The organism is Aeromicrobium sp. Leaf289 (assembly GCF_001423335.1).
Lineage (GTDB): Bacteria > Actinomycetota > Actinomycetes > Propionibacteriales > Nocardioidaceae > Aeromicrobium.
On sequence record NZ_LMNK01000002.1, the window covers coordinates 1,222,231 to 1,245,622 of the forward strand.

A 23,392-nucleotide genomic window follows, 5' to 3' on the forward strand; every position below is an offset into this window, starting at 1 on the left:
ACGACGTCGGCGCACCTCGGTACCGCGCCTGCCGCGCAGGCGGCCACGGTGGTCCCCGACGGCTCGACCCAGGCGTCGGCCGCGGCGTCGTGCTGGGAGGTCAAGCAGGTCGAGCCCTCGGCGACCGACGGCGTCTACTGGCTGCTGACCCCGCAGCTGCGGACGCCCACGCAGTTCTACTGCGACATGACGACCGACGGCGGTGGCTGGGTGCTCGTCGGTCGGGGTCGCGACGGCTGGCGCTGGGACGGCGACGCCCAGGGCACCCCGGCGCAGATCGCGAAGGCGCCGACGGGACCGTCGGCGTTCGCGCCGAAGAAGCTGTCGACGGCGACGGTCGACGCCCTGCTGGGTGGCAAGCGTGTCGACGCCCTCACCGACGGCATCCGCCTGCGTCGTGCCGCGAACGCCGACGGGACGTCGTGGCAGGACGTGCGTCTGCGGATCCGCTCGCTGGCCTCGTGGTCGTGGGCCTTCGGCGCCGGCCACCCGCTCACCTCGGCCTCGTTCGACGGCACGTCGTTCTCCGGCGCCACCTCGCGTGACGCCGGCACGACGTCGACGACCTCCGCCAACCGCCTGCGTCGGGTCTGGACCTACGAGTCGCAGGCCAACGGCTGGGTTCGTGGGGTTCAACCACGGACAGGCCGTCGCCGGGAGCACCGGGTCCTCGTCCTACCTCTACGCGACGGGCAGCGGCTACGCGACGCCGTTCACGCAGGTCTTCGTCCGCCCGCGGCTGCGTCAGTCCGACCTCTCGTTCGCGACCGTCCCCGACACCGGGACCGGTGCGGTCACCGCGCTGCCCGTGGCCAGGAGCGGCTCGCTGGCCCAGCCGTGGGGCGTCACCGGCACCGGGTCCGGTGGTGCCGGCGAGCTCGGCACGGAGGTGCAGGCGTTCGCTCAGGTGGGCAACACGATGTACGTGGGCGGCAACTTCACCACCGTGCGCAACCAGTCGGGCTCCCAGAGCGTCAAGCAGTCCTACCTCGCCGCCTTCGACGCCACGACGGGTGAGTGGATCTCGTCGTTCCGCCCGAGCCTCGACCGCCAGGTCCGGGCCCTGGCCGCCCTGCCCGACGGCCGCCTGGCGGTCGGCGGCGACTTCACGTCCGTGAACGGCGTCCTGCGACGCAGCGTGGCCGTCTTCACCACCTCGGGCGCCCTCGACCGGACCTGGACGGCGGGGGTCGTGCGCCGCACCGGGGACGAGAAGGCGTCCGTGCGCGCGATGGACGTGGCCGGGGGACGCCTCTACCTCGGCGGACGGTTCACCCACGTCGTGCGAGGGTCGGCGTCGTCGGCCATGCCCTACGTGGCGCGGATCAAGCTCAGCACCGGCAGCGGGGACGGGGCGTGGAAGCCGCGCATCAACGGCACGGTGGCCGACCTCGACGTCGCAGCGGACGGGAAGCGCGTCTACCTCGCGGGCTACATGACCAAGGCAGCGGGACGGACCGTGCGCAAGGGCCTCGCGCTCAGCACGGCCTCGGGCGCAGGCATCGCGTCACCGGCCTGGAAGCCTCGCTACAGCACCACGGGCACGGCGACGTACCAGCAGGCGGTCCGGCAGGTCGGGTCCCGCGTCTGGCTGGGCGGCTCGCAGCACAGCATGTTCGCGTACGACGCGAGCACCCTGGCGCTGAAGGCCGCGCACCTCACCCGGGCGGGCGGTGACCTGCAGGCGATCGGCGACAACGGCCGGATCGTGTACGGCGGCTGCCACTGCGGTGACTGGAGCTACACCGGCGCCACGAGCTACGACACGCTGAAGGTCGGGTCCACCTCGGTGGCCTGGAAGCAGGCGGGCAAGATCTCGCTGCTGGGTGCCTGGGAGAACGCCACCGGTGCGTTCGTGACGACGTTCGCGCCGCAGTGGAAGTCCCGCGGCGGGTTCGGCGTGTGGGCGGTGACGGTGGCGAAGGACGGCACGCTGTGGGCGGGCGGGTCGATCCAGACGAGCGTGAAGGACGGCGGGGGCAACCAGTTCTCCGGCGGCTTCGCGCGGTTCGCGCAGCGTCCGGCGACGGCCCCGTCGGCGCCCAGCGACGCCAAGGCCGTCKTCTCCGGCGGCTTCGCGCGGTTCGCGCAGCGTCCGGCGACGGCCCCGTCGGCGCCCAGCGACGCCAAGGCCGTCGTCGAGGGCTCGTCGGCCACCGTGTCGTGGAAGGCCGGCTCGACGAGCGGGGTCACCTACGAGGTGCTGCGCAACGACCGGGTCGTCGCCACGACCAGCTCCACGACGGTCTCGGTGCCGGACTCCACCTCGGCCGACCGGTTCTTCGTGCGGGCCGCCGACGGCCAGGGCAACTGGTCGGCCTCCACCGCCCTCGTGCGCGCCTCCTGAGCGGGTCGACCCGGGACGTGTGACCCGACCCACCCGAACTCCGGCAGGGCAGTCGCGTCATGGATGCGGGCCGCGGTGCTCCTCCACTCCGTGGGCCGTCGGGGGAACGACCGGCTCGCGCCCCGAACCGATCAAGGATCCTCCGTGCGTACCAAGACCAGCCTCGCCGCGCTCGCGGCCGCCTTCGCCGTCGTCGTCACCGGGTTGACCGGCGTCGTGCCCGCCGCCCAGGCGGCCACGGTGGTCCCCGACGGCTCGAACCAGGCGGCGGCGGCCGCCTCGTGCTGGGAGGTCAAGCAGGTCAAGCCCTCGGCGACCGACGGCGTCTACTGGTTGCTGACACCTCAGCTGCGGACGCCCACGCAGTTCTACTGCGACATGACCACCGACGGCGGCGGCTGGGTGCTCGTGGGCCGTGGTCGAGACGGCTGGAACTGGGACGGCGACGCCCAGGGCACCCCGGCCCAGATCGCGTCGACCCCGACCGGTCAGTCGGCGTTCGCGCCGAAGAAGCTGTCCACCGCGACCGTCGACGCCCTGCTGGGCGGCAAGCGTGTCGACGCCCTCACCGACGGCATCCGCCTGCGGCGCGCCGCGACCGTCGACGGCACCTCCTGGCAGGACGTGCGGGTGCAGATCCGCTCGCTGGCCTCGTGGTCGTGGGCGTTCGGCGCGGGTCACCCGCTCACGTCCGCATCGTTCGACGGCACGTCCTTCTCCGGCGCCACCTCGCGCGACTTCGGCACCACGTCCACCCTCTCGAGCAACCGCCTGCGCCGGGTCTGGACGTTCGAGTCCAGCACCAACGGCTGGGTGCGGGGCTTCAACTACGGCAGCGGAGTCACCGGCTCGACGGCCTCGTCGAGCTACCTCTACGCCACGGGCAGCGGGAACGCCACGCCGTTCACCCAGGTCTTCGTCCGCCCGCGGCTGCGTCAGTCCGACCTCTCGTTCGAGACCGTCCCCGATGCGGGGACCAGTGCCGTCACGGCGCTGCCGGTGGCCAAGAGCGGCTCGCTGGCCCAGCCGTGGGGCGTCACCGGCACCGGAGCCGGCGGCACCGGTGAGCTCGCGACCGAGGTGCAGGCGTTCGCGCAGATCGGCAACACGATGTACGTGGGCGGCAACTTCACCTCCGTGCGCAACCAGAGCGGCACGCAGAGCGAAGGTCAGTCCTACCTCGCCGCGTTCGACGCCACGACCGGCGAGTGGATCTCCTCGTTCCGGCCCACGTTCGACAACCAGGTCCGGTCGCTCGCGGCCCTGCCCGACGGCCGACTCGCCGTCGGCGGCGAGTTCACGACCGTCAACGGCCAGGGCCGCACCGGCCTCACGGTCCTCGACGCCACCGGCGCCCTGTCGTCCTCCTGGACCACGGTCGTCGAGAACCGCGGCACCAGCGCCAAGGTCAGCGTCCGCGGGCTCGACGTGTCCGGCGGACGGCTCTACGTCGGCGGGGTCTTCACCCACCTGGTGCGCGGCACCAACGCCGCCTACGCCCGCAACGCGGGCCGCATCGACCTCTCCACCGGCAACGGCGACGCAGGCTGGAACCCGAACTTCAACGGCAGCGTCGCGGCCCTCGACGTCTCCGACGACGGTGCGCGCGCCTACTTCGCGGGCTACATGACCGCCTCGGGTGCCACCACGGTCAAGAAGGGCGTGGCCATCAGCACGGCGGCGGGCGCCGCGGTCACCACCCCGGCCTGGAACCCGACCTACAGCACGGGTGGTGCCAGCTACCAGCAGGCCGTCAAGCAGGTCGGGGGCAAGGTGTGGCTGGGCGGCTCGCAGCACAGCATGTTCTCCTACGACACCACCGACTTCGCCCTGAAGGACACCGGCATCACGAAGGCCGGCGGTGACCTGCAGGCCATCACGGGCGGTCTCGGCGACAAGGTCGCCTACGGCGGCTGCCACTGCGGTGACTGGAACTACTCCGGCACCACGAACTACGACAACTTCAACCCGGGCACGACGTCCGTGCAGTGGACCCAGGCAGGCAAGATCTCGCTGCTGGGTGCCTGGGACAACACCACCGGCGCCTTCGTCACCACCTTCGCGCCGCAGTGGAAGTCCCGCGGCGGGTTCGGCGTGTGGGCGGCCACCGTCGCCAAGGACGGCACGCTGTGGGCCGGCGGGTCGATCCAGACGAGCGTGAAGGACGGCGGGGGCAACCAGTTCTCCGGCGGCTTCGCGCGGTTCGCGCAGCGTCCGGCGACGGCCCCGTCGGCGCCCAGCGACGCCAAGGCCGTNGGCGGGTCGATCCAGACGAGCGTGAAGGACGGCGGGGGCAACCAGTTCTCCGGCGGCTTCGCGCGGTTCGCGCAGCGTCCGGCGACGGCCCCGTCGGCGCCCAGCGACGCCAAGGCCGTCGTCGAGGGCTCGTCGGCCACCGTCTCGTGGAAGGCCGGCTCGACGAACGGCGTCACCTACGAGGTGCTGCGCAACGACCGGGTCGTCGCCACGACTACCTCCACCACGGTCTCGGTGCCGGACTCCACCTCGGCCGACCGGTTCTTCGTGCGGGCCAGCGACGGCCAGGGCAACTGGTCGGCCTCCACCGCCGTCGTCCGGCCGGCGCAGTCGGCGACCGTCCTGGCCGACGGTGCCACCTGGTCCTACTACTTCGACAACACCGCACCGGTGGCCACGGACTGGAAGGGCGACTCCTTCGACGCGTCCGGCTGGCGCAGCGGGCCCGCCCCGCTGGGGTGGGGCAGCGGTCCGATCGCGACCAACATCGACGTCGCGGCGGGCAGCACGCGCGCCCTCACGTCCCACTACCGGCGCACCTTCGACGTCGCCGACGTCGGCGCCTTCACCCGCTACCGGCTCACGACACGGGCCGACGACGGCGTGGTCGTCTACGTCAACGGCACCGAGGTGGCCCGGGTCAACCTGCCCACCGGCACGGTCGGTCCGAACACGTACGCCACGGCCGCGCCGACCACGACCAGCGCGACCAACAACCCGGTGAGCATCGACATCCCGCTCTCGGCGCTGCGCAACGGGTCGAACGTCATCACCGCCGAGGTGCACTCCAACTACCGGAGCACCCCGACCACCAGCTTCGACGCGAACGTCGTCGCCTCCCGCTGAGGATCCCCATGACCGCACTCGACGTCCGCACCTCCTGGGACCGGCTCGCCGCAGCCCAGAAGGACGGCACCGGTGTGCCGCTGTACATGCGTGCGGTCAATCGTCGACTGGGGCGCGGCATCGCCGCGGTGGCGCACCGGTTCGGGGCCACGCCCGACCAGATGACGGCCGTCAGCGCCCTGCTGGTCGTGGCCGCCCTCGCCGTGCTGGTGCTCCCGGCGCCGAGCGTGCTCACGGGCGTGGCCGTCACCCTGCTGCTGCAGGGTGCGTTCGCGTTCGACGCGGCCGACGGACAGCTCGCGCGGCTGCGTGGCAGCGGTTCGGTGGCGGGGGAGTGGCTCGACCACACGGTCGACGCCGCCCGGACCCTGGCGCTCCACCTGGCCGTGGCCGTGGCGCTGCTGCGCCACACCGACCTCGACGCGGCATGGGCGCTCCTGCCGCTGGGCTTCGCGTTCGTCGCCTCGCTGCGGTTCTTCGCCCAGATCCTCGCCGAGCAGCTCGCGCCCCGCAGGAGCGACCGGGCGGCGTCGGCCGGTCGGTACTCCTCGATCGTGCAGCTGCCGGCCGACGTCGGGGTGCAGAACCTGGTCTTCCTGCTCTGGCCCCTCACGGGTGCCTTCCTGCTGGGGTACGGCCTGCTCGCCGCCGCGAACCTGCTCCTGCTCGTCATGACCCTGCGCCGCCGCCTCCGGGCGCTGCGCGCGCTCGGATGAGCCCGCTCGGGTCGAACCGCGGGCCGGCCACCGGGCTGCGTGCGAGCATGGGGCGGTGGCAGCGATGAGGGCGCGCGAGGTGTCGTGGACCGACCTCGTCGGCACCGAGCCGACCCGGCGTCTGCCGTCGGACCCCCTGCCGGCCTGGCCGCTCCTCACGATGCTCTGGGGCTTCCCGCTCATGTGGGTCCTCGGACTCACCGTCGTGCCCGGCGCCGTCACCATGGCCGTCGTCATGCTCGGCTTCATGCTGGTGCGGCGCTACGCCCTCTGGGTCCCCGGCGTGGGAGCGCTCGTCGGACTGTGCCTGTGGATGGCGGCGTCGGCGGTGATGATCGACACCGGACCACGCATGCTCGGCTTCGGCTTCCGCCTGGCCATCATGTCCTTCGTCGCGATCGCCTTCGTGTACACGGTCGCGGCGCGCACGCGCCTCACCCGGCGTCGGCTCGTGCACGGGCTCACGTTCCTGTGGTTCTTCGTGATCGCCGGCGGAGTGCTCGGCATGATCCTGCCGGGAACCCGACTCACGACGCCCGTCGGCCTGCTCCTGCCGGCCTCGATCAGCGGCAACTCCTACGTGCGCGACCTGTTCTTCCCGCCGTTCGCCGAGGTGCAGCACCCCTGGGGTGCACCCGAGCCGTTCGTCCGTCCGTCGGCGCCCTTCCCGTACGCCAACAGCTGGGGCGTCGCCATCCTCGTGCTCACCCCGATCGCGCTCGCCTGCTTCATGATGACCCGGTCGTGGCTCCTGCGCTGCGCCATCATCGTCGGTGCGGGCGTCATGATCTTCCCGGCCATGGCCACGTCGAACCGCGGCATGTTCGCCGCGCTCGCCCTGGCCGGGGCCTACGTGCTCGTGAGGTACGCGCTGCGCGACCGGGCGGCACCGGTCATCACGCTCACCCTGCTCGGGCTGGTCGCCGGAGCGGTGCTGGTCTGGCAGGGCCTGTTCACCCAGTTCGAGGTACGTCAGGAGTACGGCCAGTCCAACGGGGCCCGCTTCACGCTCTACGCCGAGACGATCCAGCGCACCCTGGCCTCGCCGCTCCTGGGGTACGGCGCGCCCCGGCCCTCCGCCGAGCAGGCGCTCTCGGTCGGCACGCAGGGCTACATCTGGACGCTCATGTTCAGCTTCGGCTTCGTCGGGCTGGCGCTGTTCCTCGCGTTCCTCTGGGGCTCCACCTGGCGCACCCGGTACTGCCGCGACGACGTCGACGTGGCCCTGCACGCGACGCTCGTCGTCTCGAGCCTCGCGATCATCGTGTACGGCCTCGACATCATCCAGCTCCTCGCCATCGCGCTCGTGGCGGCGATCCTGCTGAGACGTCGCTACGGCCTCGACGATGACGACTGAGGTCACCTCCGCTCGGTCGGGCCTCGGCACGGCAGCCGTCGCGAACCTCGTGGGGGGCGCCCTCGGGGCGATGGTCAACCTCGTGCTGGCCGCGCTGGTCGGCCGGCACCTGGGGACCGAGGGATCGGGTGTCTACTTCCTGGTCGTCGCCGTCTTCCTGATCGTCGCCAACAGCGCCGAGCTCGGTGCCGACACGGGGCTGGTGCGGTTCGTCGCGGCCACCCGGGCGCTGGGCCGACCTCAGGACACGCCGCAGATCGTCCGGACCGCCGTGGTCCCCGTCCTGGTGGGCGGGGCGGTCGTGGTGGCTCTCGGCATCCCCCTGGCCCTCACGGTCGCGCCGTCGGGTCTCTCGCCGGTCGTGGCCGTGGCTGCCGTCCCGCTCACCGTGCTGGCCTCCCTCACGGCCCTGGCGCTGGGCATCACCCGGGGGGCGGGCGACCCGCTCGCGTTCCCGCTGGTGCAGAACATCCTGCTGCCGGCCGGTCGAATGGTGGCCGTCGGCGTGGCGGTGCTGGCCGGCTGGGGCGTCAGCGAGGTCGTCGCGGCCTGGCTCCTGCCGGTGCCCCTCGTGCTGGTCGTCGCGGCCGCGCTCGCCGCGCGTCACGTCACGGGTGGCGCCCGGCCCGAGGGCCGGTCACGGACGGCCTACCCCGGCTTCTGGCGGTTCAGTGCCGCGCGTGGTGCGACGGCGTGCGTCGAGATCGTGCTCGAGTGGGTCGACGTGGTGATCGTCGGGGTCTTCGCCTCTCCGGCCGAGGCCGGCGTGTACGCGGTGGTCACGCGGTGCGCACGAGCCGGCGAGGTGGTGCAGCAGGCGGCGCGCATCGCCGTCGGTCCGGCCATCAGTGCGGCGTCGGCCCGGGGCGACCACGCCCTGGTGGGTCGTCTGTACGGCGTCGTCACCGCAGCCATGGTGTGGGCGGCCTGGCCCTTCTACGCCGTCCTGGCGGTGTTCGCGGAGCCGGTGCTGGGCATCTTCGGCGACGGGTTCGACTCCGGTGCCCCGTCCCTGCGCGTGCTGGCGGCGGCCATGGCGGTCGCCACCGCGGCGGGCGCGGTGCAGAGCGTGCTCCTCATGGCCGGGCGCAGCAGCTGGCAGCTCGCCGACAAGACCGGCGCGCTCGCCCTCGACGTCGTGCTGCTGCTCGTGCTGGTCCCGCACTGGGGCATCGAGGGCGCCGCGATCGCCTGGGCGGTCACGATCGTCGTCGACACCGCGGTCGTGGGCTACCAGGTGCAGGTCCTCATGGGCGTGCGGCCGCCGTGGGGCCCGATCCTGTGGGCTGCGGCCCTCCCCGTGGTCATGGTGCTGGTGCCGAGCGTGCTGGTGGCCGCCACGTGGGGAACCGGTGCGGCGGTGGCCGCGGCCACGACCGCGGCCCTCGCCGTCGTCTACCTGACCGTCGGAGCCCTGCTGCGCCGACGGCTGGGCCTGCTGGACCTGGTCAGGCTCCGCGGAGCCTGAGACGCCCCGTCGCCGTCGGCCCCGTCACGGCCGCTCGCCGCGCTGCGGGAGCAGCACGGTGAGCGCGACGTCGACACCCTGGGCGCGCAGCAGCCCGCGGAGGCGGCGCGCGGCGAGCGCGTCGTCGTCGACGGACCGAGCCAGCACGACCTGGTCGCACCGGGTGGCGAGGGTGACCTTGAGCGCGTCGGACGTGAGCTCGGAGGAGTCGATGACGACCACCTCGCCGCCCCAGGTCGACTGCTTGCGCTGGGTGGGCCACCCACGGGCCAGCTTGCCCTCGTTGATGACGGCGGCGTCGACGTGACGCACGACGCGACCGCGACGGCGCAGCGCCTCGGCGAGGGCCGTCCCGGGCTGGGTGCCCACCGACCCGTCGACGACGAGCGTGTAGCCGGTGTCGGCCGGCACCTCGCTCGGGAGCTTGAGCATGAGCGCCGCGATGTCCCACGTGTCCTGCGGCCGCGGGTCACGGGTTCCGTCGAGGACGGCCGCCTCGTTGATCGAGCCGAGCCCGCCCACGTCGCCGATGCCGGCGCTCGGGGCGGTGCGACGGGTCAGGGCGACCGGCACCGCGACGAGCAGGCCGAGGGCCAGCCCGGCCACGCCGAGCGGCAGGACGCCGAGCGAGGACGGGCCCGACGGCGTGGCGGTGGCCCCGAGGATCTGGCCGGGGGTGGTGTCGGCGGTGGCGAGCTCGGCGGCACGGTCGCCCAGCGACTCGGCCTGGCGCAGGATCGAGGCCTTGGCGGGGGAGCCGGCCGGGTAGCGCTGCGCCGAGCGCTCGAGCATGGAGACGCGGTCCCAGGTCGCCTCCTGCTGGGCCTGCACCTCGTCGGCCGCGGTCTTGCCGCGCACGCCGAGGAAGGCCTCGGCCACGGCGCGCGACCCGGTGGCGGCGGCGTCGGCGGAGGAGGCGGTGTAGGTGATGTTCAGCACGGCGGTGTCGGGCGGGTTCTCCACGCCCACGCCGTCCTTCAGCTCGCCGCGGGTGGTGCCGAGGTCGTCGGCTGCGGCAGCGAGCACGTCGCCGGAGGTCACGAGCTGCGCGGCCGTGGCGACGTCGAGGGCGGCGGTGGCGCTCGAGCCCGAGGACGAGGGCACGTCGACCGAGGAGACCCGGACCGATGTGGTGGCCGTGTAGGTCACGGGGAGGACCGCCCAGGCGAGGACGCCGAGCAGCAGGCCGACGGCGGCGCCGAGGGCGAGGACGCGCCAGCGACGGCGCAACGACCCCGCGAGCTCGCTGAGCTGGACGGGCTGGGGCGGTGCGGGCTGCATGGGACTTGCTCCTTGGGACCGGGACATCATGCAAGAGGAGTGCCGAGGCCGGCGTTCATGACGCCGGGGTACCGACGCGTACCCCTGTGACGTGTGTCATTGACCCTCACGGGTCTGCCGCTAGTATGGGGCTCGTTGTAACCGCCTGTGTCAAAAAGCGCAGGTGGTCCGGCCGAGAGCTCGTCACCTCGAGCGACGGCTGGAACTCATCCAGGGGAAATACATGTCTGAAAACTCGTGCACATCCGTGCGCGCGTCCACCTCGACGTTGGACGACGCGCATCTGCTCGGGCTCGCCAGAGACGGTCACGACGACGCCTATGCCGAGCTCTTCCGCCGCTACCGACCGGTGGCCCTTCGTCTCGCCAGACGTCTGTCCTCGCACGGCGACGCCGAGGACACCGTGTCCGAGGCCTTCGCCCAGGTGCTCGGCCAGCTGCGTCGTGGCAACGGTCCCGACCACGCCTTCCGCGCCTACGTCCTCACCTCGGTGCGCCACGAGGCCGGACGTCGGGGTCGGCTGCGTCAGCGCGTCCAGCCCACCGACGACCTCGCCAAGATCGACACGGCGGTCCCGTTCGGCAACGGCCAGCTCGACAGCTTCGAGCGCGACCTCGTCCGCACGGCGTTCGAGTCGCTCCCGGAGCGCTGGCGGACCGTGCTGTGGTACCTCGACGTCGAGGGCCTCAAGCCGCACGAGATCGCCGAGCGGCTCGACCTCAAGCCCAACAGCGTGTCAGCGCTCGTCTACCGGGCCCGGGCCGGGCTGCGCGAGGCCTACCTCGCCCAGCACGTCTCCGTCGACACCGCGTCCGAGACCGAGGAGTGTCGTCGTGTGCGACCCCGCCTGGCCTCGCTCGTGCGGCGCACGGCCGGCATGCGCGAGCAGAAGCGCATCCACGCCCACCTCGAGACCTGCCCGGCGTGCATGGCCAGCTACCTCGAGATCGAGGACGTCAACGCACGCGTGGTCGCCCCCACCGGCACGACCGGGGTCGCCGACGGCCTGAGCACGATGGCCGGGGCGACGGCGGGGATCGTCACCGCCGCCGCGGTCGTCGCCGCAGCGCGCGCCTGACCGCGTCGTCCCACCGGTGAGACGCGGTCCGCTGGTCGTCGGTGCGGCGGTCGCGGTCGCGGCCGTCGCCGCGGGGGTGCTCGTGGTGCGCGACGACGGGTCAGGCGGTCGGTCGGTCGACGCCTCGGTGCGCTGCTCCGCCGGCGACGTCGACGCGCTCGACCTGTCCGACCCGGACCAGGGCGAGCCGACCTGGTCCGAGGAGTTCGACGGAGCAGGACAGGGCCGCGCGGGTCTCGACCCGCAGCGCTGGACCGTGCGCGACGCGACCACCCTGTCGTTCGACCAGGCTAGGATCCGCGCCGACAACGTGTCCGTGGCCGACGGCACGCTGCGGATCACCGCGCGCGACGACGCCGCCGGCGACCCGAGCGGCCTCCGCCCGGTCACGACCGGGTACGTCGACACCATCGGCCACTTCTCGCAGCGGTACGGCCGGTGGGAGGTGCGGGCCCGGCTGCCCGTGGCACCCGGGGAGTCGCGCGGCCTCTGGCCGGCGTTCTGGCTGAGGGCCGACGACCTGCCGGGCGAGATCGACGTGGTGGAGGCCTGGGGGACGCCTGCGGCGCGCCCGCGCGACGACATGGCGTCGCAGTACGCCTGGACGGTGCACGAGGACACCGACGCCCCGCAGGGATACCGACGCGTGGGTGGATGGGGCTCGGCCGCCGGGCCGCTGGCCGACGACTTCCACGTCTTCGCCGTCGACTGGGTGCCCGGTTGCCTGCGCTTCTCCCTCGACGGTCGCACGACCGGTCACGTCGACCTGGACCAGGAGCCGCGCCTGGCCGCAGCCCTCGACGACGAGATGAACATCCGGCTCAACCTCCAGGTCGGCGGACGGTACTGGGGGCGCCTGGACCCGGAGCAGCCCGGGTCCACCCGCCTCCCGGCCACGCTCGAGGTCGACCACGTCCGGGTCTTCCGGCCGCGCTCCTGAGGCGTCCTGCGGCTCCGCTGCGGCGACCGTGACGAGCGCCACCAGAACCGGTCCTCCATCCGGCGTCACGGAACACACCCTCGCTGCTCCTTCTGGATGAGTGTCACATCCAGGGGATCGGAGACAGGGTGACCATCGACCGGAAGACCTATGACGTGGGGTACGCCAGCGGCGTGTTCGACATGTTCCACGTGGGCCACCTCAACCTGCTGCGCCGTGCGCGGCACCGTTGCCACCACCTCGTGGTGGGCGTCGCCAGCGACGAGTACGTCGAGCTGCTGAAGGGTCGGCCCCCGGTCGTCCCGTGCGACGAGCGCATCGACATCATCTCGGCCCTCGGGATCGTCGACGAGGTCGTCATCGACCGCTCCGAGGACAAGAAGATGGTCTGGGACCAGCGGCCGTTCGACGTCATCTTCAAGGGTGACGACTGGCAGGGGACGCCGAAGGGCTACCGCCTCGAGCGGTCGATGGGTGAGATCGGCGTCGACGTCGTCTACTACCCGTACACCCGCCAGACCTCCAGCACGATCCTGCGCGCCCACCTCACCGGCGCCGAGCTCGAGGGCCAGCTGTGAGCGTGCCGACCGTCCAGGCCTCGCAGGTCGACCGTCGGACCACCGACGGCGCCGTCGACGCCGACGCGGCCGGGTACGCCCCGGCCGTCACCGTGGTCGTGCCCACGCACGACCGGCCGCAGCTGATGGCCGAGGCCGTCCGCAGCGTGCTGAACCAGGAGTACGCAGGTCCGCTCGAGGTCGTCGTCGTCTTCGACGCCTGCGACCCCGTGCTCCCCGACGTGGTCACCGGTCCGACGCAGACGCTGCGCGCCGTCGTGAACGAGCGCACCCGAGGCCTGGCCGGCGCCCGCAACAGCGGCATCCTCGCCGCCTCCCACGACTTCGTCGCGTTCCTCGACGACGACGACACCTGGCTGGCCGGCAAGCTCGCCGCGCAGATGCCCCTCTTCCGCGACCACCCCGACGTCCGCCTCGTGGCCACCGCCATGCAGGTCGACGACGGTGAGCGGCTCACCGACCGTCTCGTCCCGAGCGACGTCGTCTCCCACGCCGAGCTCGTGCGCGAGCGGTTCGGCGGCCTGCACTCGAGCAGCTTCGTGTTCCGCCGCGAGGCGCTGGTCCACGAGATCGGCATGATCGACGAGGACCTGCCCCGTGGCTACGCCGAGGACACCGACGTCCTGCTCGGCGCCTCGCGCCTCGCGCCGGTCCGGCTGGTCAACGAGCCCCTCGTGCGGGTGCGCTGGCAGGGCCAGTCCTACTTCTTCGGGCGCTGGGCCGACTACGCGGCGGCGCTCACCTACCTCCTGGCCAAGCACCCGGAGTTCGCCGGCGACGACGCCGCGCACTCCCGCATGCTCTCGCAGATCGCGTTCGGCGAGGTCTCGTCCGGCCAGCGAGCGGCAGGTCGGCGACACGCCCGCCGCGCCATCGCCCTGCGCCGCACCAACCTTCGCGCCTGGCTCGCGCTCGTCATCGGCCTGCGCCTGGCGACCACCGGCGCCGTCGTGACCGTGGCCCGACGCTTCGGAAAGGGGATCTGACATGCGCATCCTCATCGCCTGCTCCTCCGGAGGGCACCTCGCCCAGGCCCTGGCGCTCGAGCCCTGGTGGGGCCAGCACGAGCGGCTCTGGGTCACCGGGCCGACCGAGGACGCCCGGCTCAAGCTGCGGGACGAGCGCGTCATCGAGTGCGCCTGGCCCACGCAGCGCAACCTGCCCAACCTGGCCCGCAACATGATGCTGGCCCGCCGCGTCATCGACGAGTGGCGTCCCGACGTCGTGTTCAGCACCGGGGCGGCCGTCGCCGTCCCCTTCCTGCGCCAGGCGCGTCGCGTCGGGGCGCGGTCGATCTTCCTCGAGACGATCGACCGCATCGAGAAGCCGTCGCTGACGGGCCGGCTCGTGTACCCCTTCGTCGACGAGTACCTCACCCAGTGGGACCAGCTGAGCGAGAAGCTCCCGCGGGCCCAGACCGTGGGGCTCGTGCTGTGACCGACGACCTCACCCTCGTGGCGAGCGTCGGGACGTACCACCACCCGTTCGACCGGTTCGTCGACTGGCTGGAGCCGTGGACGGACGAGCGCGGCGCCCAGGTCGTGTTCCAGCACGGGTCCACGCGCCCGATCGAGGGCGCGACCAACCTGACGATGATGGCGCCGGACGAGCTGCTCGAGCACTACCGGCGCGCCGACGTCGTGGTGCTGCAGGGTGGCGCCGGCGGCGTGATGGACGCCCGTCGCGCCGGGCGCATCCCGATCGTCGTGCCCCGCGTGCCCGTGGGCCACGAGGTGGTCGACGACCACCAGGTGGTGCTGGCGCGCCGCCTGGCCGAGATGGGTCTGGTCCACGTCGCCGAGACGCGTGAGCAGCTGCACGCCCTGCTCGACGGCGCGGCCGACGGGACCGTCGCGACCCGCAGCGGCCAGATCGAGCCGACGCCCGGCGTCGTCGAGGCCGTCCGCCTGCTCGGAGAGCTGCCCGAGGCCCGACGCGACGACGAGGGTCGCACCCGGCTGGGCCTGCCGCGCAGCAACCGGCTGCCGGCCGGCGAGGAGTTCCTCGCCGCACGTGAGCAGCGGGGACGGCGCGGTCCGTTCCGCATCCTCGCCGACGCGGTCCGACAGGGTCTGCTGGGCTACCTGCTCACCTTCGCGGTCACGCTGGTGCTGAGCAGCCGGCTCGCCGTGGGACCCGTGTCGGGCCGGGTCGTGGTCGTCAGCGTGCTCGTGTGGCTCGTCTACAGCTGGCTCGCCCAGGCCGCCTACGAGCGCGCCACGTCGCTCAAGCCCGCGGTGCGCTTCCTGTCGTTCGTCGGCACCACGCTCGTGGTCGCTCTCCTGCTCGGTGCGAACAACACCGTGGGGCTGCGCAGCGCCCTGCTCGTCGCGCTGCTCGCCGTGGCCACCTTCGTCGGCTACGGCGCGGTGCACCGGGTCGCTCGACGACGCACCCCCACCGTGCTCGTGGGCGAGGAGCGCACGGTCCGCCGCCTCACCCAGCGCTGGCACGACCGCAGCGACGTCGACGTGGTCTCGTCCTGCGTGTGGCGCGGCGAGGCCGAGTCGGTCCCACTCGGCTCGCCCGGCTCGCTCACGCGCATCGTCCCCGACGTGCTGGCGGCGGTGGCCCGGTCCCGTGCGCGGTCGGTGGTCATCGCGTCCGACCACGCCCTCACGACCCCGTCGCTGCGCCACCTCGCGTGGGCGCTGCAGCGCGCCGACGTCGAGTGCCTCGTGCTGGCCGACATGGAGGACCACGTCGAGTACATGCGCCCGCAGATCGTGGCCGACCAGCTGGCCCTCACGATGCGCCCGCCCAACGAGCACCTCGTCTCCGTCGCGGCGAAGACGGTCTTCGACCGCGTCGTGGCGCTGGTCGGGCTCCTCGTCCTGTCACCGGTGCTGCTCGCGATCGCCGTCGCCGTGAAGGCGTCCTCGCCCGGACCGGTCATCTTCCGCCAGGAGCGCACCGGCCGAGACGGCAAGCCCTTCACCATGCTCAAGTTCCGCACGATGGTCGTCGACGCCGAGGAGCGTCTGGCCGACCTCGTCCTGCGCAACGAGGGGGCCGGACCGCTGTTCAAGCTGGACGACGACCCCCGCGTCACCCGGGTGGGTCGGCTGCTGCGTCGCACGTCGCTCGACGAGCTTCCCCAGCTGGTGAACGTGCTGCTGGGACACATGTCCCTCGTGGGACCGCGTCCGGCCCTGCCGCGCGAGACGGCGCAGTACAGCCAGTGGGTCTGGCGACGCCTGCACGTCCGCCCAGGGCTCACCGGACTCTGGCAGGTCAGCGGCCGTTCGCAGCTCAGCTGGGAGGAGTCGATCCGGCTCGACCTGCAGTACGTGAACACCTGGAGCCTGCGGCTCGACGCCAAGATCCTGCTCCGGACGGTCCGTGCCGTGGTGGCACGTGACGGCGCTCTCTGAACGCGCGCCCGACTGTCACTCGCTGTTACTGTGACGCATCCCCGCACCCGCACCACGAGGAGTAGCCGGACCGCATGAGTGACATCGCCTACAAGCTGAAGGTCCTGCGTCAGATCGGTCTGCTGAAGCCCCAGCTGCCGCACCGGCTCCTCAAGGCGGGCGTCAAGCTCGCCACCTGGGGCCCGGGCTTCCCGGCGGCCGTCGCGGCCGCCGCGGCGAGGTACCCGAACCAGACCGCCATCATCGACGACGCCGGCGAGATCACCTGGTCCGAGCTCAGCGACGAGATCAACCGCACCACCGCCGCGCTCAAGGAGCGGGGCGTCCAGGTGGGCGACGCGGTCGCCCTGATGGGGCGCAACCATCGCTGGATGGTCATCTCGATGGTCTCGATCATGCAGATCGGCGCCAAGGTCCTGCTGCTGAACACCATGGCGAGCGCCTCGCAGCTGGGCGAGCTCACCCGGCGCGAGGACACCAAGTTCGCGATCGTCGACCAGGAGTTCCTCGAGGTCACCTCCGAGATCGACCGCGACATGGTGGTCGTGGCGTGGTCCGACGACGACAGCCACGGTCTGCCGACGCTGTCGCAGATCGCCCAGGGCCACCCCGGCAAGGCCCACAAGAAGCCCGAGAAGCCCGGCGGCATCGTCATCTTCACGTCCGGCACCACCGGGCTGCCCAAGGGCGCCAACCGCAAGGAGCCGGAGAACCTCGACCCGCTCCTCACCTTCTTCGGCTCGATCCCGTACGGCGGCAACACCACCGTCGTGCTGGCCGCGCCGCTGTTCCACTCGTGGGGCCTGCTCAACTTCGGCTTCGGCCTGTCGACGGTCCCCACGTACGTGCTGCGTCGCAAGTTCGATCCCGAGCAGGTGCTGCGGGACATCGCCGAGCACCGCGCGGAGGTGCTCGTCGTGGTGCCGCTGATGATCCAGCGCCTGGTGAACCTCGACCGGGAGAAGGCCGACCGCCACGACGTGTCGAGCCTGCGCATCACCGCGTCGAGCGGCTCGGCCCTCGCCGGCGAGCTCGCGACCGACTTCATGGACCGCTTCACCGACTCGGTCTACAACTTCTACGGAGCCACCGAGACCGGCTGGGTCTCCGTCGCCTCGCCGGAGGACCTGCGTGCCGCGCCGGGCACGGCGGGCCGCATCCCGTGGCGCACCGTCGTCAAGGTGCTCGACACCGACGGCAACGAGCTGCCGCCGGGCGAGACCGGCGTGATCTACGTGGGCAACGAGATGCAGTTCGGCGGGTACACCGACGGCAACACCAAGGACTTCCGCGACGGGCTCATGCACACCGGTGACCTCGGCTACTTCGACGAGGACGGGCGCCTGTTCGTGGCCGGTCGCGACGACGACATGGTCATCTCCGGCGGCGAGAACGTGTTCCCGCGCGAGCTCGAGGACGCCCTCATCGGCCACCCCGCGATCACCGACGTGGTCGTCGTCGGCATCCCCGACGACGACTGGGGCCACTGCCTGGCCGCCTACGTGGTGGTCAAGGACGGTGAGTCGCTCGACGAGGACGAGGTCGTGGCGTACGCGAAGGAGCGGGTGGCGCGGTTCGCCGTGCCGCGCCGCCTCCAGTTCCTCGACGAGCTGCCGCGCAACCCCACCGGCAAGGTGATGAAGCGCGAGCTCCCCGAGTTCGACTGACCCCGACCGAGCGCAGCTGGGGCACGTCCCGCTCGCGGAGGCGGACGTCGGTCGGGCGACGATCGTCGTGCGACCCGACGGCGCCCCGTGCGTCTCGCCGAGCGCAGCGGGGCCCGTGTGGCACGCTTGCGCCGTGGATCTGACGTACGCACCGCGGCCGGACGGTCGTCCGGACCCGGGTGAGGTCGTCTGGACGTGGGTGCCGTACGAGGACGACCCGACCCGGGGCAAGGACCGGCCGGTGCTCGTGGTCGGACGCGACGGAGAGCGCCTCGTGGGCCTCATGCTCACCTCGAAGGACCACGACCGCGACGCCGAGCAGGAGGCGCGGGCCGGACGGTTCTGGCACGACCTGGGCGCCGGTCCGTGGGACCCGAAGGCCCGGCCGAGCGAGGTGCGGCTGAACAGGCTGCTCGACCTCGACCCCGACGGCGTGCGGCGCGAAGGTGCCGTGCTCGACGAGCCGCGCTTCCGTGTCGTGGTGGCCGCCGCCTCCGAGCACCTCCCCGACCTCCGCCGGGGCCGCGCGTGAAGATCATCGACGCGATCGACCGGTTCCAGCGTCGGCACCCGGTCCTGGCGTTCCCGCTGGCGGTCATCTACAAGTACTTCGACGACCAGGGCCCGTACCTGGCCGCGATCATCAGCTACTACGCCTTCATCGCGGTGTTCCCGCTGCTGCTCATCTCCTCCTCCATCCTCGGCTTCGTGCTGCAGGGGGACCCCGAGCTGCGCGACCGGCTGCTCGACACGGCGCTGAGCCAGTTCCCGATCGTGGGCGACCAGCTCGCCAGCGAGCAGGGGCTGCAGGGCAGCACGTCGGCCATCGTCGTCGGTTCGATCGTCGCGACCTACGGTGCGATGGGCCTGGGGCAGGCGGCGCAGAACGCGGCGAACATCGCCTGGTCGGTGCCGCGCAACAGCCGCGCCAACCCGTTCCTGATGCGGCTGCGCAGCCTGATCTTCCTGGCCATCGCCGGCCTGGGCATCCTCGCGCTCGCGATCGCGACGTCGGTGCTCGCGAACCCCGACGCGTTCGGCGGCACGGTCGGGCCGGCGACCGGCCCGTTGGTCCGTGGCGTCGGCTTCGTCCTCACGGCGGCCATCTTCGTGGGCCTGTTCCGGCTGGTGAGCGCCGGACGCGCCTCCACCCGGTCGGTGCTGCCGGGGGCGCTGCTCGCCACCGTGGGCTGGCAGCTGCTGCAGCTGGCGGGCAACACGTACGTCACGAACGTGATCAACCGGGCCAGCCGGACCGTCGACCCGACGTTCGCGCTGGTGCTCGGCCTGGTGGCCTTCATCTTCGTCGCCGCCGTGATGACCGTGCTCGGTCTGGAGCTCAACGTCGTCCTGCGGCGACACCTCTACCCGCGGGCGCTGCTGACCCCGTTCACCGACAACGTCGACCTCACCGATGCCGACAAGCGGGCGTACACCGCCTACGCGAAGGCCCAGCGGCACAAGGGCTTCGAGATCATCGAGGCCCGGTTCGAGAAGCCCGACGACGAGGACGACGGGGCCGGTGACGGGGCAGGTGACGAGACGGTGCCACCGTCGTCGCCGCCCGAGCCGGCGTCGGCTCGCCCCGGCACCGCCTAGGCTGGACGCAGAGAGCTCCACCCCCCTGACAGAAGGACACGCGCATGCCCACGGGCAAGGTCAAGTGGTACGACACCGAGAAGGGCTTCGGCTTCATCAGCAGCGACGAGGGCGGCGACGTCTACGTCCACTCCGACGCGCTGCCCTCCGACGTCCCGGCGCTCAAGTCCGGCACACGCGTCGAGTTCGGCGTGGCGCAGGGGCGCCGCGGTGACCAGGCGCTGCAGGTCCGGGTGCTCGAGGGCACGGCTCCGGTCTCGCGCACGCAGGCACGGGCCCGGCGCAAGAAGCCCGAGGAGATGGTGACGATCGTCGAGGACCTCATCCGACTGCTCGACGACCTCGGCGAGGGCTACCGCCACGGCCGCCACCCCGACTCGCGTTCCGCGAAGCCGGTGGCGCAGCTGCTGCGTGCGCTGGCCACCGAGCTCGACGCCTGAGGAGGTCTCGCGCCCGACGCCGTCCACGTCGGCCCATCCCGCCCCGCGAGGGGTCCGGGGTGGGCCGTCGTCGTCCCGGCCGATGCGGTCGGGCGGAACCGGTCGGGCCGATCCGTTCGAAGTGGTGGAGCAGGGCGTACACTGGTAGTTGAAGCATCTACTACCTGGAGCGACCATGACCACCAGCACCCCCTCGACGTCGGGCCCGGGCGTCGCCTACTCCGTGGCCGACCTCGAGTCGCGCCTGAGCCCCAGCGAACGGATGCCGGTGCTCTTCGTGGGTCACGGCAACCCCATGCACGCGATCCGCGAGAGCGACTACACACGCACGTGGGAGCACGAGGGTCGCCGGCTGCCGCAGGCCCAGGCGATCGTCGTGATCAGCGCACACTGGCTGACGCCGGGTCGCACCCACATCACCGACGCGCCGCGCAACCGGGTCATCTACGACTTCGGTGGCTTCCCCGACGAGCTCTACCGGGTGCGCTACGACTCCGTGGGCGACCACGCGGTCGCGCAGGTGCTGGCCCACCAGCTCGTCGAGTACGAGGCCGCCCTCGACGCGCAGTGGGGGCTGGACCACGGGACCTGGTCGATCCTGAAGTACCTCGCGCCCGAGCCGCAGGTGCCGGTGCTGCAGATCAGCATCGACGACACCCTGCCGCTGCCCCGGCTCCACGACCTCTACGCCCGACTGCGCCGGCTCCGGCACCAGGGGGTGCTGTTCATCGGCAGCGGCAACATCGTCCACGCCCTCGGCCGGGCCCGGTGGGAGCCCGGGGCGGAGGCCTGGGACTGGGCCGAGCAGTTCGACGCCGACACGGCCGAGGCGCTGGTCGAACGTCGGGTCGACGCCCTGCTCGACCCGTACGGGACGTGGCGCGAGGCCCGCCTGGCCGTGCCCACGGACGACCACTACCGCCCGATGGTCGCCTCGCTCAGCCTGCTCGAGGACGACGAGGAGATCCGGTTCTTCAACACCTCGGTCGACATGGGCTCGATCGGCATGCGCAGCTTCGTGACCGCCTGAGCGGTTCGGCAGTGCGACCTCCTCAGGGGTGAGGTGGCACGGCCGGGCCGACCGGCTCGCGGGACTGCACCGCCCGGGTCAGGACGAAGACGCCCCAGGCCACGACGATGCCGGCCGTGACGAACATGGCCAGCGCCACGTCGGTGTCGAGGGTGAACAGCCCGATCCCGATGAGCCCGCCGATCACCCACGACAGCTGGAGCAGGGTCTCGGACCGGGCGAACATGCTCGTGCGGACCTCCTCACGGATGTCGCGCTGGATCAGGGCGTCGAGGCTCAGCTTGCCCAGGGACTGGCACAGCCCGACGGTCAGGCCGAGCAGCGCCGCGACCGGCCAGCGGAAGAACGCCGCGGCGACCACGAGCACCGTGATGTCGACGAGCAGCACGGCGAGCACGACGCGGTGCGGGCTGCGCGAGCGGGTCCAGGACCCGATGACCACGCCGAGCGTGTTGCCCGCGCCGGCGGCCCCGATGACGAGGCCCATCAGCACGGTGGCGTTGCCGGTCCAGCCGAGCGACGCCGGCGGCTCGCGCAGGGTGAAGGCCATGAAGATGGTCAGGAAGCCGGTGATGAGCCGCAGCCCCGCGTTGCTGCGCAGCGCGTCGACCACGTGCCGGGAGACGGCGATCCCGCCTCGCGGCGTGCGGCCGCTGAGGTCGGCGAGGTCGACCTGCTCCTCGCCCTCGCTGGAGTCGACCCGGGCCGGCAGCAGGATGGCCAGGACCGTGCCGATCACGAAGAGGACGAACGCGTAGCGCAACGACCACTCGGCCCCGATGGTCGCGGCACCGATCGCGATCGGGGCCGACAGCGCCGCGGCGGCGGTGCCCGTCAGCGAGATCCTCGAGTTCGCCTTCACCAGGGTGAACTCCTCGGGCAGGAGCCGCGGCACGGCCGACGCCCGGGTGACGCCGTAGGCCTTCGAGGCCACCAGGCAGCCGAGCGCCGCGAGGTAGAACGCCGCGGACTCGTCGGCGACGGCACCGGCGAGCACCCAGCAGCAGAACCCGCGGATGGCGAGGGTGCTGCCGATGGCCCACCGCCGGCCGCGGCGGAAGCGGTCCAGGAACGGGCCGATCAGGGGCGCCACGAAAGCGAACGGCAGCATCGTGAGCACCAGGAACAGCGCCACCTGGCCGCTCGCCTGCTCGGTGGGGACGGTGAAGAAGAGGGTCCCGGCGAGGGAGACGGCGATGGCCGCGTCGCCGGCGGTGTTGAACGCGTGCAGCTCGAGCAGGCGTGACAGTCCCGACTCGCCCGCGCCGCCGGCGTGCGTGAAGCGGCGCGCCCCGGAGTAGGCGCCCACGCCACCACGGGCCACGGTGCGCCCGGTGCGGCGCAGCCCTTGGGAGATGCGGGCCGCGCGAGGCAGCCGACCGGGCGGGTCGGGCTCGCCGGCGGGACCAGGGTCGGGGTCGGCGTCGAGGTCGTCGAGGGTGTCGGGTCCCGTGGGTCCGTGCGGGTGCGCACCCGGCCAGTCGGGACCGGGAGCGCGGTCTCCACCGTCGCTCGTCTGGGCCATGGAGTCATCCTGCCCCACGCGGCGGGGCTCGACCGCCCGAGGCTCGCCGTCGAGCCGGGCCCGTCCCGGGTGGGTGCCCGCAGGTGGGGTCGATGAGGGACAATCGGGGACATGACGACCGACGCCGTTCTGGCCGCCGCCCACGACGTGGCTCGCACCGCGCTGCTCGAGGCCACCGACGAGTCCACGGTGGGAGACCACCTGCGGGTCGTCGACGACGGCGAGCGGCTCGCGACCCACCTGTTCGCCTGCACCGGACCGGGATACCGCGGCTGGACGTGGGCCGTGAGCCTCTCGGCCGCGATCGACGACGGTGCGGTCAGCGTCAACGACGTGGTGCTGCTGCCCGGCGACGACGCCGTCGTGGCGCCGGCCTGGACGCCCTACCGCGATCGCATCCAGCCCGGCGACCTGAGCCCCGGCGACCTGCTGCCCCCCGAGGAGGACGACGCGCGGCTCGTGCCGTCGTGGTCCGCCGGCGACCACCTCGAGACCGTCGACCGCGCGTTCGCGCGCGAGGTCGGCCTGGGACGCCCCTGGGTCCTGTCGCTCGAGGGCCGCGACCTCGCGGCGCAGCGCTGGCACGACGGCGACCAGGGCCCCGACACACCGCTCGCCCAGCAGGCCCCCGGCACCTGCCACTCGTGCGGCTTCCTGGTGAGCCTGGCCGGACCGCTCGCGGACCGCTTCGGCGTGTGTGCCAACGGGTCGGCGAACGACGACGGCCGCGTCGTGTCCTTCGAGCACGGCTGCGGGGCGCACTCCGGTGCCAGGCTGAGCCGTTCGGCCGGCCCGCAGAAGCTGCCGCCGCCGGTGTGGGACACCATCGCGGTCGACGGCCTCGAGACCAGCTGACCCGGCTCCGTCCCGCAGGGGCGCGCGGGCCCGGC

The 23,392-nt window shown here is 72.6% G+C and carries 20 protein-coding genes and 1 pseudogene; 18 read left to right on the top strand and 3 right to left on the bottom strand.

Features of this window, described 5'->3' with window-relative positions; all coding sequences use genetic code 11:
- Positions 1 to 48: 48 nt before the first annotated feature.
- Positions 49 to 159, top strand: a pseudogene (locus ASF37_RS17745) (fibrinogen-like YCDxxxxGGGW domain-containing protein); the annotation flags it as partial.
- 17 nt (positions 160 to 176) lie between these two features.
- On the opposite strand, the gene ASF37_RS17580 reads toward ASF37_RS17745, so the two are convergent.
- Entirely contained in the window at positions 177 to 575 is a 399-nt protein-coding gene (locus ASF37_RS17580) for a hypothetical protein (RefSeq protein ID WP_056580029.1), read from the bottom strand.
- Between the two features lie 50 nt (positions 576 to 625).
- On the opposite strand from ASF37_RS17580, the gene ASF37_RS17585 reads away from it, so the two are divergent.
- The 5 genes from ASF37_RS17585 (at position 626) to ASF37_RS09975 (ending at position 8,990) form a co-directional block, all read left to right on the top strand.
- Positions 626 to 2,347 (top strand): delta-60 repeat domain-containing protein, encoded by a 1,722-nt coding sequence (locus ASF37_RS17585; protein ID WP_056580031.1) that lies wholly within the window; start codon positions 626 to 628, stop codon positions 2,345 to 2,347.
- 63 nt (positions 2,348 to 2,410) lie between these two features.
- On the top strand, positions 2,411 to 4,602 hold a 2,192-nt coding region (locus tag ASF37_RS17750; protein WP_369815227.1), incomplete at its 3' end, for a fibrinogen-like YCDxxxxGGGW domain-containing protein.
- 855 nt (positions 4,603 to 5,457) lie between these two features.
- The gene (locus ASF37_RS09965) at positions 5,458 to 6,165 is read left to right on the top strand and encodes a CDP-alcohol phosphatidyltransferase family protein (protein ID WP_055964465.1); all 708 of its coding nucleotides are present in this window, start codon (positions 5,458 to 5,460) and stop codon (positions 6,163 to 6,165) included.
- Between the two features lie 64 nt (positions 6,166 to 6,229).
- The gene (locus ASF37_RS09970) at positions 6,230 to 7,522 is read left to right on the top strand and encodes an O-antigen ligase family protein (protein ID WP_369815233.1); all 1,293 of its coding nucleotides are present in this window, start codon (positions 6,230 to 6,232) and stop codon (positions 7,520 to 7,522) included.
- On the top strand, positions 7,512 to 8,990 hold the full coding sequence (locus tag ASF37_RS09975; RefSeq protein ID WP_056575524.1) for a lipopolysaccharide biosynthesis protein: 1,479 nt from the start codon (positions 7,512 to 7,514) through the stop codon (positions 8,988 to 8,990). Before ASF37_RS09970 ends, ASF37_RS09975 begins: the two co-directional genes overlap by 11 nt.
- A gap of 24 nt (positions 8,991 to 9,014) precedes the next feature.
- On the opposite strand, the gene ASF37_RS09980 is transcribed toward ASF37_RS09975, so the two are convergent.
- Positions 9,015 to 10,271 carry a Wzz/FepE/Etk N-terminal domain-containing protein gene (locus ASF37_RS09980; protein WP_056575527.1) on the bottom strand — a complete coding sequence of 419 codons (1,257 nt, stop codon included), beginning with the start codon at positions 10,269 to 10,271 and terminating at the stop codon, positions 9,015 to 9,017.
- Positions 10,272 to 10,539: 268 nt separating this feature from the next.
- Between ASF37_RS09980 and ASF37_RS09985 the strand changes: the two genes are divergently transcribed.
- From ASF37_RS09985 to ASF37_RS10035, 11 genes are all read left to right on the top strand, one after another.
- Entirely contained in the window at positions 10,540 to 11,349 is an 810-nt protein-coding gene (locus tag ASF37_RS09985) for a sigma-70 family RNA polymerase sigma factor (protein ID WP_162237338.1), read from the top strand.
- Positions 11,350 to 11,365: 16 nt separating this feature from the next.
- Positions 11,366 to 12,289, top strand: a complete 924-nt coding sequence (locus ASF37_RS09990) for a family 16 glycosylhydrolase (RefSeq protein WP_056575530.1) — start codon at positions 11,366 to 11,368, stop codon at positions 12,287 to 12,289.
- A 128-nt stretch (positions 12,290 to 12,417) separates the two neighbouring features.
- Complete coding sequence (locus ASF37_RS09995) at positions 12,418 to 12,867, top strand: adenylyltransferase/cytidyltransferase family protein (protein ID WP_235492913.1); 450 nt, start codon at positions 12,418 to 12,420, stop codon at positions 12,865 to 12,867.
- The gene (locus ASF37_RS10000) at positions 12,864 to 13,853 is read left to right on the top strand and encodes a glycosyltransferase family 2 protein (protein WP_056575532.1); all 990 of its coding nucleotides are present in this window, start codon (positions 12,864 to 12,866) and stop codon (positions 13,851 to 13,853) included. The genes ASF37_RS09995 and ASF37_RS10000 overlap by 4 nt, the downstream gene beginning before the upstream one ends.
- Position 13,854: 1 nt before the next feature.
- Positions 13,855 to 14,304 carry a hypothetical protein gene (locus ASF37_RS10005; RefSeq protein ID WP_056553414.1) on the top strand — a complete coding sequence of 150 codons (450 nt, stop codon included), beginning with the start codon at positions 13,855 to 13,857 and terminating at the stop codon, positions 14,302 to 14,304.
- Positions 14,301 to 16,241, top strand: coding sequence for an exopolysaccharide biosynthesis polyprenyl glycosylphosphotransferase (locus tag ASF37_RS10010; protein WP_056575535.1), 1,941 nt, complete (start codon positions 14,301 to 14,303; stop codon positions 16,239 to 16,241). Before ASF37_RS10005 ends, ASF37_RS10010 begins: the two co-directional genes overlap by 4 nt.
- A 74-nt stretch (positions 16,242 to 16,315) precedes the next feature.
- Entirely contained in the window at positions 16,316 to 17,908 is a 1,593-nt protein-coding gene (locus ASF37_RS10015; protein ID WP_056580038.1) for an AMP-binding protein, read from the top strand.
- A gap of 133 nt (positions 17,909 to 18,041) precedes the next feature.
- The gene (locus ASF37_RS10020) at positions 18,042 to 18,440 is read left to right on the top strand and encodes a type II toxin-antitoxin system PemK/MazF family toxin (RefSeq protein WP_235499972.1); all 399 of its coding nucleotides are present in this window, start codon (positions 18,042 to 18,044) and stop codon (positions 18,438 to 18,440) included.
- Positions 18,437 to 19,507, top strand: a complete 1,071-nt coding sequence (locus ASF37_RS10025) for a YihY/virulence factor BrkB family protein (protein ID WP_200914496.1) — start codon at positions 18,437 to 18,439, stop codon at positions 19,505 to 19,507. The genes ASF37_RS10020 and ASF37_RS10025 overlap by 4 nt, the downstream gene beginning before the upstream one ends.
- Before the next feature lie 44 nt (positions 19,508 to 19,551).
- Positions 19,552 to 19,947 carry a cold-shock protein gene (locus ASF37_RS10030; RefSeq protein ID WP_055964495.1) on the top strand — a complete coding sequence of 132 codons (396 nt, stop codon included), beginning with the start codon at positions 19,552 to 19,554 and terminating at the stop codon, positions 19,945 to 19,947.
- 175 nt (positions 19,948 to 20,122) lie between these two features.
- Complete coding sequence (locus ASF37_RS10035) at positions 20,123 to 20,977, top strand: dioxygenase (protein ID WP_056580041.1); 855 nt, start codon at positions 20,123 to 20,125, stop codon at positions 20,975 to 20,977.
- 22 nt (positions 20,978 to 20,999) lie between these two features.
- On the opposite strand, the gene ASF37_RS10040 is transcribed toward ASF37_RS10035, so the two are convergent.
- A complete protein-coding gene (locus ASF37_RS10040) occupies positions 21,000 to 22,502 on the bottom strand; it encodes an MFS transporter (protein ID WP_082506463.1) in 1,503 nt (500 codons plus the stop codon).
- A 111-nt stretch (positions 22,503 to 22,613) separates the two neighbouring features.
- Here ASF37_RS10040 and ASF37_RS10045 point away from each other — a divergent pair, with 111 nt between their 5' ends.
- Complete coding sequence (locus ASF37_RS10045; protein ID WP_055964501.1) at positions 22,614 to 23,357, top strand: DUF3027 domain-containing protein; 744 nt, start codon at positions 22,614 to 22,616, stop codon at positions 23,355 to 23,357.
- The last annotated feature ends 35 nt before the right edge of the window (positions 23,358 to 23,392 follow it).

What these genes read in the sequence shown, in the direction of transcription:
- ASF37_RS09965 (WP_055964465.1), top strand. Translation starts at nt 5,458, where the DNA reads ATGACCGCACTCGACGTCCGCACCTCCTGGGACCGGCTCGCCGCAGCC.
- ASF37_RS09970 (WP_369815233.1), top strand. Translation starts at nt 6,230, where the DNA reads ATGAGGGCGCGCGAGGTGTCGTGGACCGACCTCGTCGGCACCGAGCCG.
- ASF37_RS09975 (WP_056575524.1), top strand. Translation starts at nt 7,512, where the DNA reads ATGACGACTGAGGTCACCTCCGCTCGGTCGGGCCTCGGCACGGCAGCC.
- ASF37_RS09980 (WP_056575527.1), bottom strand. Translation starts at nt 10,271, where the DNA reads ATGCAGCCCGCACCGCCCCAGCCCGTCCAGCTCAGCGAGCTCGCGGGG.
- ASF37_RS10005 (WP_056553414.1), top strand. Translation starts at nt 13,855, where the DNA reads ATGCGCATCCTCATCGCCTGCTCCTCCGGAGGGCACCTCGCCCAGGCC.
- ASF37_RS10015 (WP_056580038.1), top strand. Translation starts at nt 16,316, where the DNA reads ATGAGTGACATCGCCTACAAGCTGAAGGTCCTGCGTCAGATCGGTCTG.
- ASF37_RS10030 (WP_055964495.1), top strand. Translation starts at nt 19,552, where the DNA reads ATGCCCACGGGCAAGGTCAAGTGGTACGACACCGAGAAGGGCTTCGGC.
- ASF37_RS10035 (WP_056580041.1), top strand. Translation starts at nt 20,123, where the DNA reads ATGACCACCAGCACCCCCTCGACGTCGGGCCCGGGCGTCGCCTACTCC.
- ASF37_RS10040 (WP_082506463.1), bottom strand. Translation starts at nt 22,502, where the DNA reads ATGGCCCAGACGAGCGACGGTGGAGACCGCGCTCCCGGTCCCGACTGG.
- ASF37_RS10045 (WP_055964501.1), top strand. Translation starts at nt 22,614, where the DNA reads ATGACGACCGACGCCGTTCTGGCCGCCGCCCACGACGTGGCTCGCACC.